Source organism: Mycolicibacterium austroafricanum, assembly GCF_902705885.1.
Taxonomy (GTDB): Bacteria; Actinomycetota; Actinomycetes; order Mycobacteriales; family Mycobacteriaceae; genus Mycobacterium; species Mycobacterium vanbaalenii_A.
In genome coordinates this window covers 226,480-245,049 of the sequence record NZ_CACSIP010000056.1, presented here as the reverse complement: position 1 = coordinate 245,049, position 18,570 = coordinate 226,480, and the positions used below count along the sequence as shown (strand labels likewise).

General features: G+C 67.0%; 12 protein-coding genes and 1 tRNA gene. 10 read left to right on the top strand and 3 right to left on the bottom strand.

Annotated features, from left to right (window positions below; genetic code table 11):
• Window positions 1-248: 248 nt before the first annotated feature.
• Together BEMPMBAN_RS32990 and BEMPMBAN_RS32985 are read right to left on the bottom strand one after the other, a co-directional pair.
• On the bottom strand, window positions 249-548 hold the full coding sequence (locus BEMPMBAN_RS32990) for a dienelactone hydrolase family protein (protein WP_272952261.1): 300 nt from the start codon (window positions 546-548) through the stop codon (window positions 249-251).
• Window positions 460-984, bottom strand: coding sequence for a dienelactone hydrolase family protein (locus tag BEMPMBAN_RS32985; protein WP_272952259.1), 525 nt, complete (start codon window positions 982-984; stop codon window positions 460-462). Before BEMPMBAN_RS32985 ends, BEMPMBAN_RS32990 begins: the two co-directional genes overlap by 89 nt.
• Window positions 985-1,089: 105 nt before the next feature.
• On the opposite strand from BEMPMBAN_RS32985, the gene BEMPMBAN_RS29305 reads away from it, so the two are divergent.
• The gene (locus BEMPMBAN_RS29305; protein ID WP_159234974.1) at window positions 1,090-2,178 is read left to right on the top strand and encodes a PQQ-dependent sugar dehydrogenase; all 1,089 of its coding nucleotides are present in this window, start codon (window positions 1,090-1,092) and stop codon (window positions 2,176-2,178) included.
• Between the two features lie 31 nt (window positions 2,179-2,209).
• On the opposite strand, the gene BEMPMBAN_RS29300 is transcribed toward BEMPMBAN_RS29305, so the two are convergent.
• Window positions 2,210-2,286, bottom strand: a tRNA-Arg gene (locus BEMPMBAN_RS29300).
• Between the two features lie 98 nt (window positions 2,287-2,384).
• On the opposite strand from BEMPMBAN_RS29300, the gene BEMPMBAN_RS29295 reads away from it, so the two are divergent.
• From BEMPMBAN_RS29295 to BEMPMBAN_RS29255, 9 genes are all read left to right on the top strand, one after another.
• The gene (locus tag BEMPMBAN_RS29295) at window positions 2,385-3,860 is read left to right on the top strand and encodes a wax ester/triacylglycerol synthase family O-acyltransferase (protein ID WP_159234973.1); all 1,476 of its coding nucleotides are present in this window, start codon (window positions 2,385-2,387) and stop codon (window positions 3,858-3,860) included.
• On the top strand, window positions 3,857-5,512 hold the full coding sequence (locus tag BEMPMBAN_RS29290; RefSeq protein ID WP_159234972.1) for an HAD-IB family hydrolase/lysophospholipid acyltransferase family protein: 1,656 nt from the start codon (window positions 3,857-3,859) through the stop codon (window positions 5,510-5,512). The genes BEMPMBAN_RS29295 and BEMPMBAN_RS29290 overlap by 4 nt, the downstream gene beginning before the upstream one ends.
• Window positions 5,509-7,860: a glycerol-3-phosphate 1-O-acyltransferase gene (locus tag BEMPMBAN_RS29285; RefSeq protein WP_159234971.1), complete on the top strand. Its 2,352-nt coding sequence runs from the start codon at window positions 5,509-5,511 to the stop codon at window positions 7,858-7,860. The genes BEMPMBAN_RS29290 and BEMPMBAN_RS29285 overlap by 4 nt, the downstream gene beginning before the upstream one ends.
• Before the next feature lie 34 nt (window positions 7,861-7,894).
• Entirely contained in the window at window positions 7,895-9,916 is a 2,022-nt protein-coding gene (locus tag BEMPMBAN_RS29280; RefSeq protein ID WP_159234970.1) for a bifunctional copper resistance protein CopD/cytochrome c oxidase assembly protein, read from the top strand.
• Window positions 9,917-10,183: 267 nt separating this feature from the next.
• Window positions 10,184-10,675 carry a single-stranded DNA-binding protein gene (locus BEMPMBAN_RS29275; RefSeq protein WP_159234969.1) on the top strand — a complete coding sequence of 164 codons (492 nt, stop codon included), beginning with the start codon at window positions 10,184-10,186 and terminating at the stop codon, window positions 10,673-10,675.
• A gap of 106 nt (window positions 10,676-10,781) precedes the next feature.
• Window positions 10,782-12,455, top strand: a complete 1,674-nt coding sequence (ettA, locus tag BEMPMBAN_RS29270) for an energy-dependent translational throttle protein EttA (protein WP_159234968.1) — start codon at window positions 10,782-10,784, stop codon at window positions 12,453-12,455.
• A gap of 90 nt (window positions 12,456-12,545) precedes the next feature.
• Window positions 12,546-17,414, top strand: coding sequence for an NAD-glutamate dehydrogenase (locus BEMPMBAN_RS29265; RefSeq protein WP_200846156.1), 4,869 nt, complete (start codon window positions 12,546-12,548; stop codon window positions 17,412-17,414).
• Window positions 17,411-17,830, top strand: a complete 420-nt coding sequence (locus BEMPMBAN_RS29260; protein WP_159234967.1) for an acyl-CoA thioesterase — start codon at window positions 17,411-17,413, stop codon at window positions 17,828-17,830. Before BEMPMBAN_RS29265 ends, BEMPMBAN_RS29260 begins: the two co-directional genes overlap by 4 nt.
• The gene (locus BEMPMBAN_RS29255) at window positions 17,827-18,489 is read left to right on the top strand and encodes a DUF8185 domain-containing protein (RefSeq protein WP_159234966.1); all 663 of its coding nucleotides are present in this window, start codon (window positions 17,827-17,829) and stop codon (window positions 18,487-18,489) included. The genes BEMPMBAN_RS29260 and BEMPMBAN_RS29255 overlap by 4 nt, the downstream gene beginning before the upstream one ends.
• Window positions 18,490-18,570: the final 81 nt, after the last annotated feature.

Sequence of the window (18,570 nt, the reverse complement as noted above, 5' to 3'; positions counted from 1 at the left end):
CCCCCGGCGGCATCCTGGAGGACCGCAAGCTGCGACCTGATCACCTCGACCGCGCCGGACACCTCACCCATACATCGAATACTAGTTCGAAGGTCCGACAAAAACTGCTAGGCCTCCGCCATCACAGCAGGAATCTGTACTTGAGGGCGCGTCGGATCTTCGCGCCGGGCAGGACGTCGTCAACGAGGTGCCGGATCGCTATCGCCGCTCACGCGTCGAATCACTTTCCCCGCAGCCATTGTCGGGACTCAGTGAGCTGGGGGCTCTTGACGGAAGCTCTCGTCGAGGAAGGATTCCAGCGAGGCCCATGCGCGGCGCGCCGCGGACTCGCTGTGCAGGATGCCGCGCTCCGGATCGTCGGCCCAGGGCGCCATGAACGCGTGCATCGTGTTGCCGTACGCGTTCAGCTGCCAGTCGATCCCGCGGCCGGAGCACTCCCGGCCCAGGGCGACGACGTCCTCAGGAGGCGCGTAGGGGTCGTCCCACCCGTGGAACACCATCACCTTGGCGGTGACATTGCGCGGGGTGTTGCCGGGAGGTGGGGTCAGTAGGCCGTGGAAACTCGCAAACCCCGGCCAGCGGGTGTCCGCCGCGAGCCAGATCGAGGACGCACAGCCCGCCGAAGCAGAAGCCGATCGCCGCGACGCGTCCGGCGTCCACCTCGGGTGCGGCCATCAGCGCGTCTAGCACCGTGGTGAGGCGTTGTCCAAGCGCGGCCCGGTCCTCGAGGTAGCCCGCCATCGCGGCGGTGGTGCTGCCGAGGCCGCCACCGCTGACTTCCTCGCCGAAGAGATCCACCGCGATCGCCTGGTAGCCCCACTCGGTCAAGCGAGAAGCGAACTGCAGTTGCGCGTCGCTGCGGCCCTCCATCCCGTGGAACACCAGCACCGTGGGCGCTGCAGCGACGGTGTCGTCACGGACCAGTACGGCGTCGAACTGCACGCCGCCGGATTCCTGCCGAAGCGAAGTGTTGACTACAGCCACGCCCCAGACACTTCCACGGTGGCTGGTCGGCCGCCGATTGTTTCGCTGCGCGCGAAGCATCTCGGTCGTGGCGAGCTGCACGACGTGTGGCTACGTTGGAGAACAATGATTGGTCCCGGTCGACGACACGCATGGTGGGTGGCGGCCGTGGTCGTTGCGTTGATCGCCGGATGCTCACCGGGCGACTCGAGTTCCCGCGAGGTACAAAGCACCGCGGTCAGCACGCAAGACATCGCCACCGGACTCACCGTGCCGTGGGGGGTCACGTTTCTTCCCGACGGAACCGCGTTGATCGCCGAACGGGACACCGGCGCCGTCAAACACCTGACTGCGCCCGGCCAACTGCGCGAGATCGGCAACGTCACCGGTGTGGTGCCCCGCGGTGAAGCCGGCCTGCTCGGATTGGCGGTCTCGCCGGACTTCGCCCAGGACCAGACGGTGTTCGCCTACTTCACCGCCGACGCCGACAACCGTGTCGTGGCCACCCGCTTCGACGGGAACACGCTGACCGATCAGCGGCCGATCCTGACCGGGATTCCGGCGGCGAGGATCCACGACGGGGGACGCATCGTCTTCGGCCCAGACGGGAAGCTCTACGTGACCACCGGTGACGCGGGCAATTCCGGCTTGGCACAAGACAAGTCGTCGCTGGGCGGCAAGATACTGCGGATCGACCCCGACGGCTCGATCCCGGTGGACAACCCGGATCCGGCGTCGCCGGTGTGGTCCTACGGGCATCGCAACGTGCAGGGGCTGGCCTGGGACGCGCAGGGCCGAATGTGGGCCACCGAGTACGGCGCCAACACCTGGGACGAGGTCAACCTGATCGAACCGGACGGAAACTACGGCTGGCCCGAAGCGGAGGGACGGGCGGGTATCCCCGGGCTCATCGACCCGCAGGTCCAGTGGGGGACCGGTGAGGCGTCGCCGTCTGGGTTGGCCTACGCCGCGGGCTCGCTGTGGGTGGCGGCCCTGCGCGGTGAGCGGCTGTGGCAGGTACCGATCAGCGCCGACGGAGCGCTCGGTGAGCCCGTCGGCCACTTCGTCGAGCAGTACGGGCGGCTACGGACGGTAGTCGCGGCGCCCGACGGCGCACTGTGGTTCACCACCAGTAATCGTGACGGCCGGGGCGACCCGCAGGAGGGCGACGATCGAATCGTCAGCGTCCAACCGGACGCGCTGACGGGCGGTTGACGAAACGGGCGCCCCTCCCGTCGGCACCCTTTGGCGCCCCCGGCAGGAATCGAACCTGCGACCTAGGGATTAGAAGGCCCTTGCTCTATCCGACTGAGCTACGGAGGCAACGTCGAGGAGTCTATCGAATGCGCCGAATGTGATCGCGAACGCGACGCCGACAAAAGCCGCACCGCGTCTGGAGATGGCCGACTAGCGTGGTGCGCATGAGCAACGCGCCGGAACTGGATGCGGCCGGCCTCCCGGAGGAACTCAGCCCGCTCGACCAGCTCCTGCATCGCGGGGAAGCGAACCCGCGCACCCGATCAGGCATCATCACGCTGGAACTGCTCGACACCACACCGGACTGGGACCTGTTCCGCCGCCGTTTCGAGAACGCCTCACGCAAGGTGCTGCGGCTGCGACAGAAGGTCGTGACGCCGACGTTGCCGACCGCAGCCCCCCGCTGGGTTGTGGACCCGGACTTCAACCTCGACTTCCACGTCCGCCGGGTACGGGTCCCGGAACCGGGCACGCTTCGCCAGGTGATGGATATCGTCGAGGTCGCCGCGCAGTCCCCGCTCGACATCTCACGACCGTTGTGGACGGCCACCCTGATCGAGGGAGTGCAGAACGCACAGTCGGCCCTGATGGTGCATCTGAGCCACGCGGTGACCGACGGTGTCGGCGGAGTCGAGATGTTCGCCAACCTGTACGACCTCGAGCGTGACCCGCCTCCGCAGGACACCCCGCCGCTGCCGATCCCGTCCGACTTGTCGCCCAACGACCTGATGCGGCAAGGGGTCAACCGGCTGCCCGGCACCATCGTCGGCGGTGTGCGCGACGTCGTTTTCGGAGCCGCGCTGACAGTGGGCCATGTGGTGCGTGATCCGGTGCGCCGCCTGGGCAGTGTGATCGATTACGCCATGTCCGGCGCCCGGGTGATGGGCCCGGTTGCCGATCCGTCGCCGTTGCTGCGTCGCCGCAGCCTGTCGTCGCGCAGCGAGGCCATCGATATCGAGTTCGGGGATCTGCATCGGGCAGCAAAAGCCGCCGGTGGGTCGATCAACGACGCCTATCTCGCCGGGTTGTGCGGCGCACTGCGGCTCTACCACCAGGCCAAGGGGGTTCCTGTCGAGACGCTGCCGATGGCCGTCCCAGTCAACCTGCGCTCCGATGCAGATCCGGCGGGGGGCAACAGGTTCGCGGGGGTCAACCTCGCGGCGCCGATCGGCTTGTCCGACCCCGCGGTGCGCATCAAGAACATCCGCTCGCAGATGACCAGCAAACGAGACGAGCGGGCCCTCGACATGGTCGGAGCGATCGCTCCCGTCGTGAGCCTGTTGCCGGACACCGTGCTGGAATCGATCGCCGGATCGATTGTGAACTCCGATGTGCAGGCCAGCAACGTACCCGTCTACGCGGGTGACACCTTCATCGCCGGTGCGAAGGTGTTGCGGCAGTACGGACTTGGGCCGTTGCCCGGCGTGGCGATGATGGTGGTGTTGATCTCGCGGTCCGGCTACTGCACGGTCACCCTGCGTTATGACAAGGCATCGATCACCGACCCTCAACTGCTGGCCGATTGTCTGCTCGCCGGTTTTGACGAAGTCCTCGCCCTCGGCGGTGACGGTCGCGCGACGCCGGTGACGTTCCAGCAAGAGTCCATTCCCTTCTCACGCAACGGAAGTGCCACACAATGACATCGGGAGTATCGGGCACATCAGCTGACGGTCAGATGCGTCTGCCGGGGTCGGTCGCCGAGATCCACGCAAGCCGGCCCGGACCGGAGGTCGGCGCGTTCTTCGACCTCGACGGCACGCTCGTGGCAGGGTTCACCGGCGTCGTGATGACGCAGGATCGGCTGCGGCGCCGCCAGATGTCGGTCGGTGAGTTCATCGGCATGGTGCAGGCCGGTCTCAACCACCAGCTGGGCCGTTCGGAGTTCGAGGACCTCATCGGCAAGGGCGCGCGGATGTTGCGCGGCAATTCGGTCGACGACATCGACGAACTGGCCGAACGGCTGTTCGTGCAGAAAATCGTCAGCCGGATCTATCCGGAGATGCGTGAGCTGGTGCGTGCACACATGGACCGCGGCCACACCGTCGTGCTCAGCTCGTCGGCGCTGACGGTGCAGGTCGAGCCGGTGGCACGGTTCCTCGGTATCAACAACGTGTTGAGCAACAAGTTCGAGACCGACGACAATGGCCTGATCACCGGTGAGGTGAAGCGGCCGATCATCTGGGGTCCGGGCAAGGCCAGGGCGGTGCAGGAGTTCGCCGGTGCGAACGGCGTGGATCTGTCGAAGAGCTACTTCTACGCAGACGGCGACGAGGACGTCGCGTTGATGTACCTGGTCGGCAACCCCCGTCCGACCAACCCGGCGGGCAAGATGGCCGCCGTCGCCGCCAAACGCGGGTGGCCGGTGTTGCGGTTCAGCAGCCGCAGCGGCACCAGCCCGCTGTCCCAGCTGCGCACCGCTGCCGGGATCGCGTCGATGATGCCGATCGCCGCCGGAGCGGTCGGCATCGGGTTGCTCACCCGCAACCGGCGTACCGGTGTCAACTTCTTCACCTCGATGTTCGGGCGCACCCTGCTGAACACCATCGGCATCAACCTGCAGGTGCTCGGCAGGGAGAACCTGACCGCGCAACGGCCCGCCGTGTTCATCTTCAACCACCGCAACCAGGCGGACCCGCTGATCGCCGGGCGGCTGGTCAGCGACAACTTCACCTCGGTGGGCAAGAAGGAACTCGAGAAAGATCCGATCGTCGGCACCATGGGCAAGATCATGGATGCGGCGTTCATCGACCGCGACGACCCGGCGAAGGCGGTCGAAGGTCTCAAGAAGGTCGAGGACCTCGCACGCAAAGGCCTGTCCATCCTGATCGCGCCCGAGGGCACCCGGCTGGACACCACAGAGGTCGGCGAGTTCAAGAAGGGCGCGTTCCGGATCGCGATGTCGGTGGGCATCCCGATCGTGCCGATCGTGATCCGCAACGCCGAGGTGATCGCCGCCCGCGATTCCAGCACCTTCAACCCCGGAACCGTCGATGTTGTTGTGTATCCGCCGATTCCGGTTGACGACTGGACCCACGAGAACCTGACAGAGCGCATCGCCGAGGTACGTGAGCTCTACATGGACACGCTCAGGAACTGGCCGCACGACGAGGTGCCCGTTCCCGACCTCTACAAGCGCAAGAAAGCCCCGGCCAAGAAAGCGCCGGCCAAGGCCGCCACGAAGAAGGCGCCCGCCAAGAAGGCAGCTGGCAAGAAGGCAGCTGCCAAGAAGGCGCCCGCGAAGAAGGCGCCCGCCAAGAGCGCCACCAAGCGAACCGGCAAGGGACGGCCATGAAGCCGCACATCGAAGACATGGCGGCCTTCACCGCCACCGACGATGCTCTGGTCCTCGCGTCGGTATCGTCGCCTGCCGAGGAAGAGCTGCTCAACGACTGGCTGCAGCACCAGCGGCGCGAGCACCCCGAATCGAACATCGCGGTGCTCAAGCTGCCGGCCGACGACGACCCGCCGCCGGGCGTGCTCGCCGGTCTCGTCGAGTTGCTCGAGGCCGACGGTGACCGCTCCGTCGTGCCGGTGCGGGTGTTCTGGGTCCCGGGTGGGTTGCCGACGCGATCCAAGGTGGTGGCCCTGCTTTCGGGCCGCGACACCTATTGCCCGCCGCAGCTGCTGCAGCGCCGAATCCTGAAGCGGGATCCGGCGCGTGCCCGGGTGGTTGCAGGTGAACCCGCGAAGGTGTCCGAGCTGCACCAGCAGTGGAGTGAGACGACCGTCGCCGAGAACCCCAGGGAATTCGCCCGATTCGTCATCCGCCGGGCAATCCTCGCGATCGAACGCGTCGAGCTTCGCCTGCTCGGTCCCGAGTACAAGTCGCCCCGATTGGTGAAGCCAGAGATGTTGGCGTCGGCGCGGTTCCGTGAGGGCCTGGCGAAGATTCCCGGCGCGACCGTCGAGAAGGCGGGCGAGATGCTCGACGAACTCGGCACCGGGTGGAGCCGGTTCTCCGTCGACCTGATCCCGTCGCTGGGACGCGCGATCTTCAGCAGAGGCTTCGATCCCAACATCGACTACGACCGCCTCGAGGTCGAATCGATGCGACACGCTCTCGAGTCCCACCCCGCGGTGCTGCTGTTCTCGCACCGGTCCTATCTCGACGGCGCAATCGTGCCAGTCGCGATGCAGGAGAACCGGCTGCCGCCCGTGCACACCTTCGCCGGCATCAACCTGTCGTTCGGCGCGATGGGTCCGCTGATGCGACGCTCGGGCGTCATCTTCATCCGCCGCAAACTCGACGACCCGCTGTACAAATATGTGCTGCGTCAGTTCGTCGGTTACATAGTGGAGAAGCGGTTCAACCTCAGCTGGTCGATCGAGGGCACCCGGTCGCGCACCGGAAAGATGTTGCCGCCCAAGCTCGGTCTGCTGGCCTACGTCGCTGACGCTTATCTGGACGGTCGCAGTGACGACATCCTGCTGCAACCGGTGTCCATCAGCTTCGACCAGCTGCACGAAACCGCCGAGTACGCGGCATACGCGCGGGGTGGGGAGAAGACCCCCGAGGGTCTGTCGTGGCTGTACAACTTCATCAAGGCGCAGGGCGAGCGCAACTACGGCAAGATCTACGTGCGGTTCCCCGAAGCCGTCTCGATGCGCGAATACCTCGGTGAGCCCCACGGCCCGATGACCAGTGACGAGGACGCCAAACGCCTTGCGCTGCAGAAGATGGCGTTCGAGGTCGCGTTTCGGATCCTCCAGGTCACGCCCGTCAACGCCACCGCTCTGGTGTCGGCGTTGCTGCTGAGCACCCGGGGTATCGCGCTGACGCTGGACCAGTTGCATCACACTCTGCAGGACTCGCTGGACTACCTCGAGCGCAAACAGACCCCGATGACCAACAGCGCGCTGCGGCTGCGCACCCCCGACGGCGTTCGCGCGGCGGTCGACGCACTGTCCAACGGACACCCGGTGACCCGGATCGACGGCGGGCGAGAACCCGTGTGGCACATCGCGCCGCAGGACGAACACGAGGCCGCGTTCTACCGCAACTCGCTGATCGACGCGTTCCTGGAGACGTCGTTGGTCGAACTGTCACTGGCCCATGCCGCTCGCGCGGATTCCGACCGCCTGGAAACTTTCTGGTCGCAGGTGACGAGGCTGCGAGATCTGCTGAAGTTCGACTTCTACTTCGCCGACTCCGCGGGCTTCCGCGAACACGTCGTCCAGGAGATGTCGTGGCATGTGGACTGGGAGGACGACGTCGACGCCGGGGGAGAGCGGATCGACGCGCTGCTGCGGGCCAAACGCCCGGCGATCGCCGGGCCGCTGCTGCGCCCGTTCTTCGAGGCCTACCGCATCGTCGCCGACGTTCTGATCGACGCGCCCGCGGAGATCACCGAGAAGGAGCTGACCGCCAAGGCGCTGGGGCTGGGGCAGCAGTACGTGGCACAGGGGGTGGTCCGCAGCGCCGAGTCGGTGTCGGCGCTGTTGTTCACCACCGCGCGCCAGGTCGCCGTCGACCAGCATCTGCTGGAGCCGGCGGCAGACCTGGCCGATCGGCGAAAGGCCTTCCGCGACGAGCTCCGCGGGATCCTCGAGGACATGGAAACGGTCGACAGCATCTCGCGCGATCAGTTCTTCGTCCGCGAACGCAACCGCCGCGGGATGCGCAGCAACGAGCCTGTCTAGCAGGCCCCGCGCGGCGGGGTCATACCCTTGGCGCATGACATCGTCGGGCGCCCCGCCCATCACCGGAGTGCGCAGCGCGCCGGCGTGGGCGGCGTTGTACGTGGTGGCGCTGCTGGCCGGGCTGACCGCGGCGGGCCTGTCCGCCCTCTCGGTGGCGGAAGCGCTGACCGCGACAGGGCTGCCCGACCCGGGTCCGGTGACCAGCTACGGGCTGCCGTTCGTCCGGGCGGCGGGGGAGATCGCCGCGGTGGCCGCCACCGGATCGTTCCTGCTCGCCGCGTTCCTGGTGCCGCCGCAGCGCAACGGCGTGCTCGACGCCGCGGGTTACCGCGCGCTGCGCACCGGGACGGTGGCCTCGGGGATCTGGGCGGTCTGCGCGGTGCTGCTGGTGCCGCTGACCGTCTCCGATGTCAGCGGTCAGCCGCTGTCGACGCGGTTGAGCCCAACCGACATCTGGGCAGTGGCCGACCTTGTCGACATCGCGAGCGCGTGGCGCTGGACGGCCCTGCTCGCGCTGGCGGTGACGGTGCTCAGCGCGCCGGTGCTGCGGTGGTCATGGACGCCGGTGCTGTTCGCCGGTTCGCTGGTGACTCTGCTGCCGCTGGCGCTGACCGGCCATTCGTCGTCGGGTGGATCCCACGACCTGGCGACCAACAGCCTGTTCATCCATCTCATCGCCGGTGCGCTGTGGGCCGGCGGCCTGCTGGCCTTGCTCGTTCATGCGCTGCGGGGAGGTGAGCACGCCGACCTGGCGGCGCGGCGATTCTCCGTCGTGGCTCTGTGGTGTTTCGTGGCGATGGCCCTCAGCGGTGTGATCAACGTGCTGGTGCGGGTGCGGCTCGGCGACCTCGTGCACAGCGGCTACGGCTTGTTGATCCTGGCGAAGGTCACGGCACTGTGTGCCCTCGGCTTCCTCGGGTGGCGGCAGCGCCGCAAGGGTGTCGCCGCCCTTCGGAAGGACCCTGGCGCGCGCGGTCCGCTGATCCGCCTCGCGCTGGTCGAGGCGATGGTCTTCGGGTTGACGTTCGGGGTGGCGGTCGCTCTGGGCCGGACGCCGCCACCACCGCCGCGAGACCTCAATCCGTCGATCACCACGGTCGAGATCGGCTATGACCTGGCGGGCCCGCCGACGGTGGCCAGGGTGCTGTTCGACTGGCGTTTTGATCTGCTGTTCGGCACGGCGGCGATCGTCTTCGCGCTGGTGTATCTCGCCGCCGTGGCCAGGTTGCGACGCCGCGGGGACGCTTGGCCGGCCGGTCGGACGGTCGCGTGGCTGCTCGGCTGTCTGCTTCTGCTGGTGACGACGTCGTCGGGGATCGGCCGGTACATGCCGGCGATGTTCAGCATGCACATGATCGCCCACATGCTGCTGTCGATGCTGGTGCCGATCCTGTTGGTGCTCGGCGCACCGATGACGCTGGCGTTGCGGGCGCTGCCCGCTGCCGGCCGCGGCGAGCCGCCGGGACCGCGGGAGTGGCTGCTCGCCGGTCTGCATTCCGGAGTCTCCCGCGTGCTCACCAACCCGTTCGTTGCGACGGCGCTGTTCATCGTCGGGTTCTACGGCCTGTATTTCGGCGGGATCTTCGACGCCGCCGTCGACAGTCACGGCGCCCACGTCGCGATGAACCTGCACTTCCTGCTCAGCGGCTACCTGTTCTACTGGGTCGTGATCGGGGTGGATCCGACCCCGCGGCCGATACCGCCCATCGGCAAGCTGGCGATGGTGTTCGCGTCGCTGCCGTTGCACGCGTTCTTCGGGGTGGTCCTGATGGCCACCAAGTCGGTGATCGGGGAGGACTTCTACCGGTCGCTGCAGCTGGACTGGCACACCGACCTGCTCGGTGACCAGCGGCTCGGCGGCGGTATCGCGTGGGCTGCGGGAGAGGTCCCGCTCGTCGTGGTGTTGATCGCGCTGTTCATCCAGTGGCGGCGCAGCGATCAGCGGACCGCAACGCGGTTGGACCGTGCTGCCGACCGGGATGACGACGCCGACCTGGCGGCCTACAACCGGATGCTGGCCGAACTGGCGCGGCGCGAGTCTCAGCGGGACGGCTGACCCGGCGGGCCGGCCCTGAGTACCGTCCCCGCGGCCAGAGCGCACGCCCTGCCAGGGAACCCGGCGCGGCGCGGCCGGCGACCCGTTCCATCATGCCGATCAACCTGTGCGCCGGTTATCCACAATGCGCAACTCATCCACAGCGTCGGCCGACCCGGGCCGAGCCACCGCCGGGGATGTCGGCGGTGCGGCGGTGAATGGTGGTGTCACCCACGAGTCAGGCGCAGTGCCTGGCCCGTAGCCGAAATATCGAGGGAGGAACCCCAAATGTTCGAAACACCTATCGCCGTCGTGGGCACCATCGTCACCAACCCGGAACGCCGCTGGGTCGGCGATCAGGAGCTGATCAAGTTCCGGGTGGCGAGCAATTCACGCAGGCGCACCGCGGACGGCAACTGGGAGCCGGGCAACTCGCTCTACGCCACGGTGAACTGCTGGGGCCGGCTCGTCACCGGAGTCGGTGCCGGGCTCGGGAAGGGCGACGCCGTCATCGTTGTTGGAAACGTGTACACCAGCGAGTACGAGGACCGCGAAGGGAACCGCCGGTCATCGCTGGAGATACGGGCGACCTCTGTGGGGCCTGACTTGGCCCGGTGCATCGTCCGCCTCGACAAGCGCAGGCACCCGGACTTCACGTCGGAGCCGAGTTCGGCCGAGGCCGAGGTCAGCGCCGATGACCGGGCCGAGGCCGAGGTCGACGGCGAGATCGACACCGACCGGCCGGAGCTCGATGGCAAGGAGCTGCCGCTGAGCGCGTAGCGGCGGACGCCGCCGACCCGGCCACGCCTAGGATGGGGCCCGACCATCGCAGAGGTCCAGATGATCCCGGAACCGAACCGAGATCGAGAAAGGCGACACCACGGCAATGGCCGAATTCATCTACACCATGCGGAAGGTCCGCAAGGCGCACGGCGACAAGGTCATCCTTGACGACGTCACGCTGAACTTCCTTCCGGGCGCGAAGATCGGCGTGGTCGGTCCCAACGGGGCCGGTAAGTCGAGCGTCTTGCGGATCATGGCCGGGTTGGACCAGCCCAACAACGGCGACTCGTTCCTGGCGCCCGGCGCCAGCGTGGGCATCCTGCAGCAGGAGCCCCAGCTCGACGAGACCAAGTCGGTTCGCGAGAACGTCGAGGACGGCGTCGCGATCAAGGGCAAGCTCAACCGGTACAACGAGGTCGCCGAACTGATGGCGACCGATTACACCGACGAGTTGATGGAAGAGATGGGCAAGCTCCAGGAGGAGCTGGACGCCGCAGACGCCTGGGATATCGACTCGCAGCTCGAACAGGCGATGGATGCGTTGCGCTGCCCGCCGCCGGACGAACCGGTCACCCACCTCTCCGGTGGTGAGCGTCGGCGTGTGGCGCTGTGCAAGCTGCTGCTGTCCAAGCCGGATCTGCTGCTCCTCGACGAACCGACGAACCACCTCGACGCCGAGAGCGTGCTGTGGCTCGAGCAGCACCTCGCCGAGTACAAGGGCGCCATCCTGGCGGTCACCCACGACCGCTACTTCCTCGACAACGTCGCCGAATGGATCCTCGAACTCGACCGCGGCCGCGCCTACCCGTACGAGGGCAACTACTCGACGTACCTGGAGAAGAAGGGCGAGCGCATCGCCGTGCAGGGACGCAAGGACGTCAAACTGCAGAAGCGCCTCAAGGACGAGCTCGAATGGGTCAGGTCGGGCGCCAAGGCCAGGCAGGCCAAGAGCAAGGCCCGCCTGCAGCGTTATGAGGAGATGGCGGCGGAGGCGGAGAAGACCCGCAAGCTCGACTTCGAAGAGATCCAGATCCCGACCGGCCCGCGTCTGGGTAGCGTCGTCGTGGAGGTCGAGCACCTCGACAAGGGTTTCGAGGGAAGGACTCTGATCAAGGACCTGTCCTTCACGCTGCCCCGCAACGGCATCGTCGGCGTCATCGGCCCCAACGGTGTCGGCAAGACCACGTTGTTCAAGACGATCGTCGGTCTCGAGCAGCCCGACAGCGGCACCGTCAAGGTCGGCGAGACGGTCAAGTTGAGCTACGTCGACCAGAGTCGGGCCGGCATCGATCCCAAGAAGACGGTGTGGCAGGTGGTCTCCGACGGGCTGGATTACATCGAGGTGGGCCAGAACGAGATGCCGTCCCGGGCATACGTGTCGGCCTTCGGCTTCAAGGGTCCCGACCAGCAGAAACCGGCCGGTGTGCTGTCCGGCGGCGAGCGCAACCGGCTGAACCTCGCGCTGACCCTCAAAGAGGGCGGCAACCTGATCCTGCTGGACGAGCCGACCAACGATCTCGACGTCGAAACGCTGAGCTCGCTGGAGAACGCACTGGAGAACTTCCCCGGCTGTGCGGTGGTCATCAGCCACGACCGCTGGTTCCTCGATCGCACCTGCACCCACATCCTGGCGTGGGAGGGTGACGACGACAACGAAGCCAAGTGGTTCTGGTTCGAGGGGAACTTCGGCGGCTATGAGGAGAACAAGGTCGAGCGGCTCGGGGCCGAAGCGGCTCGTCCGCACAGGGTGACCCATCGGAAGCTCACACGAGGATAGTCTCGTCGTGCGGATCGCGTGACCGACGCCTCCCGGGAGTCGGTGACAGCCAACGAGGGTCGGTGCGTACGTGCGAGTCAGGAGCGGCGAATGTCGTTGAATCCAGGTGCTATCAGCAGCACAGTCGGCGCTTCCGTACCCGATGAGGTGATCGATCGGCTTGTGCCCGCCTATCTGGAGACCTACCGGGGCCCCCATGGCGGTGCCCCCGGGGCCGAAGCTGCGGTCACCGGCCCGGTGCCCCGCTCCACGACGGACAGTCCGGCCAGCCCGGCGCTGGTGGCGGCGCAGTACCGACTGAGCAGTCACCGGCCACCCGGCGCCACCCGGGTCGCCGTCTACTCGGCCGACGATGCGGGCGGTTTCGGTCCGGCACTGCAGATCGTCACCGACAACGCGACGATGCTGATGGATTCGGTCACCGTGCTGTTGCACCGCATCGGGGTCGCCTACAAGGCGATCATGAACCCGGTGTTCCGGGTGCGGCGCGGAGCGGCCGGCGAACTGCTGGAGATCGCGCCTGCGACGGAGGCGAGCTTCGACGCCGGTGTCGACGAGACCTGGGTGCACATCCAGCTTTCGAAATCGGTGGACAAGGGCTCGCTCGCGGAGGCCGAGAGGTTGTTGCCGCGGGTGCTTGCCGATGCCCGGCAGGTCGCGCTCGATTCAGCTGCCATGGCGGCGACGTTGCGCGGCCTGGCCGCCGAACTGCACAGCGACGCGGGGCACCGCTTCCGCAGCCCGGACCGCAAGGACGTCGCGGCGTTGTTGCGATGGCTGGCCGATGGGCACTTCATCCTGTTGGGCTACCAGCGCTGCCCGGTTCGCGATGGGGAAGCGACGGTCGACTCGTCCAGCCGCCTCGGCGTTCTTCGCCTGCGCCAGGATGTGTTGCCGCAATTGACCGCCGACGACGACCTGCTGGCGTTGGCGCAGGCCACGATTCCGAGTTTCCTGCGATACGGCGCCTACCCGCAGATCGTGGTGGTTCGTGAGCAATCGGAGGGCGGGGACGCGTCGGCCGCGGTGGAGCACAGGTTCGTCGGTCTGTTCACCGTCGCGGCGATGAACGCCAACGTCCTCGAGATCCCGCTGATCTCCCGCCGGGTCAACGACGCCCTGGCGATGGCCCACAGTGACCCCAGCCACCCCGGTCAGCTGCTGCTCGACATCATGCAGACCATTCCCCGCTCCGAGCTGTTCGCGCTGAGCGCCAGAGAACTTCTCGACATGTCGATGGCCGTCGTGGAACTGGGATCGCGGCGCCGCACCCTGCTGTTCATGCGGGCCGACCGCCTCGCGCATTTTGTGTCCTGCCTGGTGTATCTGCCGCGTGACCGCTATACCACCGCGGTGCGCTTGGCGATGCAGGAGATCCTTGTCCGCGAGCTCGGCGGTGTCAGCATCGACTACGCTGCCCGGGTCAGTGAATCACCCTGGGCGGTAGTGCATTTCACTGTGCTGCTGCCGGAAGGATCTTCTCAGCGCGACGTCGATCTGTCGGAGGCCAACGAGTTCCGGCTCCAGGATCTGCTCACCGAGGCCGCCCGCACCTGGGCGGACCGGCTGCTCGGCGCGGTCAAGGCCGGCGCGATCGAGCAGGCGACCGCAGAGCACTACGCCACGGCGTTCACCGAGGTGTACAAGCAGGCGATCACGCCGTTGCATGCCCTCGACGACATCGCGATCGTCGAAGAACTCGAAGACGACACCGTCAAGCTGGTGCTGGACGACACCGCCGAGGCCGGGGTGTCCCATCTCGTCTGGTATCTCGGTGGACGTTCGGCCTCGTTGAGTCAGCTGCTGCCGATGCTGCAATCCATGGGTGTGGTGGTGCTCGAGGAGCGGCCGTTCACGGTCACCCGCCCGGACGGGCTGCAGGTGTGGATCTACCAGTTCAAGGTGTCGCCGCACCGCGGAATCCCCGAGGCGCCGGCGGGGCCAGAGCGGGAAGCCAGCTCGCAACGTTTCGCCGATGCCGTCACCGCGATCTGGCACGGTCATGCCGAGATCGACCGGTTCAACGAACTCGTGCTGCGGGCCGGGATGACGTGGCAGCAGGTCGCGCTCCTGCGTGCCTACGCGAAATACCTGCGGCAGGCCGGATTCCCGTACAGCCAGCCACACATCGCGACGGTTCTCAACGACCACGCCGGGACCGCCCGCTCACTGGTGGAACTGTTTCAGGCACTGTTCGATCCGTCCGACGCCAACGGGGGCGCCGCGAACCGCAATGCCCAGGCGGCCGCCGCCGCGGTCTCGGCCGACATCGACGCACTGGTCAGTCTGGACACCGACAGGGTTCTGCGCGCGTTCGCGTCGATGATCCAAGCCACGCTGCGTACCAACTACTTCGTCGGACGACAGGACTCGGCTCGCGCACAGAACGTGTTGTCGTTCAAGCTCAACCCTGAGCTGATCGACGAACTCCCGCTGCCACGGCCCAAGTTCGAGATCTTCGTCTACTCGCCCCGGGTGGAGGGCGTGCACCTGCGGTTCGGCTTCGTCGCCCGCGGTGGCCTGCGCTGGTCTGACCGCCGTGAGGATTTCCGCACCGAGATCCTGGGTCTGGTGAAAGCGCAGGCCGTCAAGAACGCGGTCATCGTGCCCGTCGGCGCCAAGGGCGGATTCGTCGTCAAGAACCCCCCCGAGCTGACCGGCGACCCGGCAGTCGATCGTGACGCCACCCGGGAAGAAGGCGTGGCCTGTTACCGGCTGTTCATCGCCGGCCTTCTGGACGTCACCGACAACGTGGACAAGGCCACCGGTGAGATCGTCACACCACCGGAAGTGGTCCGGCGCGACGGCGACGACGCCTATCTCGTGGTCGCCGCGGACAAGGGCACCGCGACGTTCTCCGACATCGCCAACGAAGTCGCCCAGTCCTACGGGTTCTGGCTGGGCGACGCATTCGCCTCCGGCGGCTCGGTCGGTTACGACCACAAGGCGATGGGGATCACCGCCAAGGGGGCATGGGAGTCGGTGAAACGCCATTTCCGTGAGATGGGTGTCGACACCCAGTCCGAGGAATTCACCGTCGTCGGCGTCGGTGACATGAGCGGCGATGTGTTCGGCAACGGGATGTTGCTCTCCGAGCACATCCGGCTGCTCGCCGCTTTCGACCACCGGCACATCTTCATCGATCCGAACCCCGACGCCGCCACGTCATGGCAGGAGCGTAAGCGGCTGTTCGACCTGCCACGCTCCAGCTGGGAGGACTACGACAGCTCGCTGATCAGCCCCGGCGGAGGTGTCTACAGTCGCCAGCAGAAATCCATCCCGATCAGTCCCGAAGCGCGCGCCGCGTTGGGCATCGAGGACGAGACCGCCGAGCTGACACCGCCGGCTCTGATGAAGGCCATCCTCAAAGCACCCGCCGATCTGCTGTTCAACGGCGGCATCGGCACCTACATCAAGGCGGAGTCCGAAGCCGACGCCGACGTCGGCGACCGCGCCAACGACGCGGTGCGGGTCAACGGGAATCAGGTGCGCGCCAAGGTGATCGGTGAGGGCGGCAACCTGGGCGTGACCTCACTGGGGCGTATCGAGTTCGATCTGGTCGGCGGGCGGGTCAACACCGACGCGATGGACAACTCCGCGGGCGTCGACTGCTCCGATCACGAGGTCAACATCAAGATCCTGATCGATTCGCTGGTGACTGCGGGCAAGGTCGATCCGGCGGAACGTTCCGAGCTGCTGCTGTCGATGACCGATGAAGTCGGCCGACTCGTGTTGGCCGACAACGAGAGTCAGAACGACCTGATGGGCACCAGCCGGGCGAACACCGCCAGCCTGCTGTCGGTGCATTCGCGCATGATCAGGGATTTCGTGGAGGAGCGCGGCCTCAACCGCGAACTCGAGGCCCTGCCGTCGGAGAAGGAGATCCGGCGTCGTACCGAGGCCGGCATCGGTCTGACCTCACCGGAGCTGGCAACCCTGATGGCACACGTCAAGCTGGCGCTCAAGGACGATCTGCTGTCCGGCGAACTGCCCGACCAGGAGGTGTTCGCGGCTCGGCTGCCGTCGTACTTCCCGTCCACGTTGCGTGAGCAGTTCAGCACCGAGATCCGGTCGCACCAGTTGCGTCGGGAGATCGTGGCCACGATGCTGGTCAACGACATGGTCGACACCGCAGGCATCTCGTATGCCTACCGGGTCGCCGAGGACGTCGGGGTGGCCCCGATCGACGCGGTGCGCAGCTACGTCGCCGCCGACGCCATCTTCGGGTTCGGCCGGGTGCGGGACCAGATCCGGGACGCCTACGCTGCCGGGGTTTCGGTGGCCGTGACCGACCGGATGACACTGGACCTGCGTCGGCTCATCGACCGCGCGACCCGCTGGCTGCTGAACTACCGGCCGCAACCGTTGGCGGTGGGCGCCGAGATCAACCGGTTCGCCGACAAGGTCGCCGCGCTCACCCCGCGGATGCCGGAATGGCTGCGCGGTGATGACGCCGCGATCGTCGGCAGCGAGGCGGGGGAGTTCAGCTCCCAGGGTGTTCCGAAGGATCTGGCCTACATGGTCGCGACGGGGCTCTATCAGTTCAGCCTGCTCGACGTGATCGACATCGCCGACATCGTCGACCGCGACCAGGCGGAGGTCGCCGATACCTACTTCGCGCTGATGGACCATTTCGGCACCGACGGGCTGCTCACCGCGGTCTCCCGACTGTCCCGGGACGACCGCTGGCATGCGTTGGCGCGGTTGGCGATTCGCGATGACATCTACGGTTCGCTGAGGGCGTTGTGCTTCGACGTGCTGGCCGGCGGCGAGCCCGACGAGAACGGTGAGGAGAAGATCGCCGAATGGGAGCTGACCAACAGCTCACGGGTCCGGCGGGCCCGACGCACGCTGACCGAACTCTACGAGAGCGGTGAGCACGACCTGGCGACGTTGTCGGTGGCGGCTCGCCAGATTCGCAGCATGACGAGGACGAGCGGAACGGGTTCGACGGGGTGACGGGCCAGCACGGGTTCACCGCGCCGGTCCATGTGCGCTGGTCAGACATCGACATGTACCAGCACATCAACCACGCGACGATGGTGACGATCCTCGAGGAGGCTCGGATCCCGTTTCTGCGGGAACCGTTCGGCGAGGAGATCACCACGATCGGGCTGCTGATCGCCGAGGTGAAGATCGTCTACAAAGGTCAACTCCGGCTCGTCGATTCCCCACTGCAGGTCACGATGTGGTCGAAGCGGGTCAGGGCCGTGGACTTCACGATGGGCTACGAGGTGCGCTCGGTCGGCGCGCCGCCCGACTCCAAACCCGCCGTCATCGCCGAGACCCAACTGGCCGCGGTGCACATCGAGGAACAACGACTGCAACGACTCTCGGAGCCACAGCGGCAGTACCTGCAACGCTGGACGCGATGATCGGCGCAGAGCGGGGTGTCTGGCTCGGCGGCAGTAGCCACCGCGACGATCTGTCGACCTTCACCGAGCGCGCGCGGCGACTCGACGAGGCGACAGTGGTCCGGCTGCGGGAACGTCCGGGCGGAGTGATCGTCGCCTGGGTCGCCACCGGGTTTGATGTGCTGGCCAGCAGGGTGGTGGGCGGCCGGGTGCGGCCCGCCGATCTCTGCGCGGGGGCAGACGCACTGCTGTCGGGGCTGGCGGCCATGGACGGCGACGACGGATATGTCGACCCGGGTTTCGGGATGGACTCAGCCTGGCGGGGAGTTCTGCCGCCGGACACCGGCTTCGTTCATCTCGACGACGTGCCTGCACGGGCGGTCCTGGACCTGGCCCAGCAGGGGGTGGATCTGGCCAAGGAACATTCCAGCGCGCACGGCCCGCCTGCGTCGCTGTTGGATCAGGAGGTCGTCGCCGTCACTGCCGGCGGGGAGAGCCTCGGGATCCCGATGCGGTGCGTGTTCGCCCTGACCGCGATGGGCTTTCTGCCGCAGACGCCGGAGTCGGTCGGCGCCGACGAGGTGGTGCGGGTACGGGCGATGCCCTCCTGGCTTCGTATCGACGCACGGTTCGGCACCGTCTACCGCCGTCGCGGCGACCCGGCCGTGGTCCTGCGCTGACCGCCCCCCTTTGCGCCGGAACGGTATTCCAGCAGCGAAAATGTGAGAGAACGCCTGCTGGAATACCGTTCCGGCGGGGGG

Coding starts and splice junctions, on each gene's coding strand:
- BEMPMBAN_RS29305 (WP_159234974.1), top strand. CDS start 1,090: ATGATTGGTCCCGGTCGACGACACGCATGGTGGGTGGCGGCCGTGGTC.
- BEMPMBAN_RS29295 (WP_159234973.1), top strand. CDS start 2,385: ATGAGCAACGCGCCGGAACTGGATGCGGCCGGCCTCCCGGAGGAACTC.
- BEMPMBAN_RS29290 (WP_159234972.1), top strand. CDS start 3,857: ATGACATCGGGAGTATCGGGCACATCAGCTGACGGTCAGATGCGTCTG.
- BEMPMBAN_RS29285 (WP_159234971.1), top strand. CDS start 5,509: ATGAAGCCGCACATCGAAGACATGGCGGCCTTCACCGCCACCGACGAT.
- BEMPMBAN_RS29280 (WP_159234970.1), top strand. CDS start 7,895: ATGACATCGTCGGGCGCCCCGCCCATCACCGGAGTGCGCAGCGCGCCG.
- BEMPMBAN_RS29275 (WP_159234969.1), top strand. CDS start 10,184: ATGTTCGAAACACCTATCGCCGTCGTGGGCACCATCGTCACCAACCCG.
- ettA (WP_159234968.1), top strand. CDS start 10,782: ATGGCCGAATTCATCTACACCATGCGGAAGGTCCGCAAGGCGCACGGC.
- BEMPMBAN_RS29265 (WP_200846156.1), top strand. CDS start 12,546: ATGTCGTTGAATCCAGGTGCTATCAGCAGCACAGTCGGCGCTTCCGTA.
- BEMPMBAN_RS29255 (WP_159234966.1), top strand. CDS start 17,827: ATGATCGGCGCAGAGCGGGGTGTCTGGCTCGGCGGCAGTAGCCACCGC.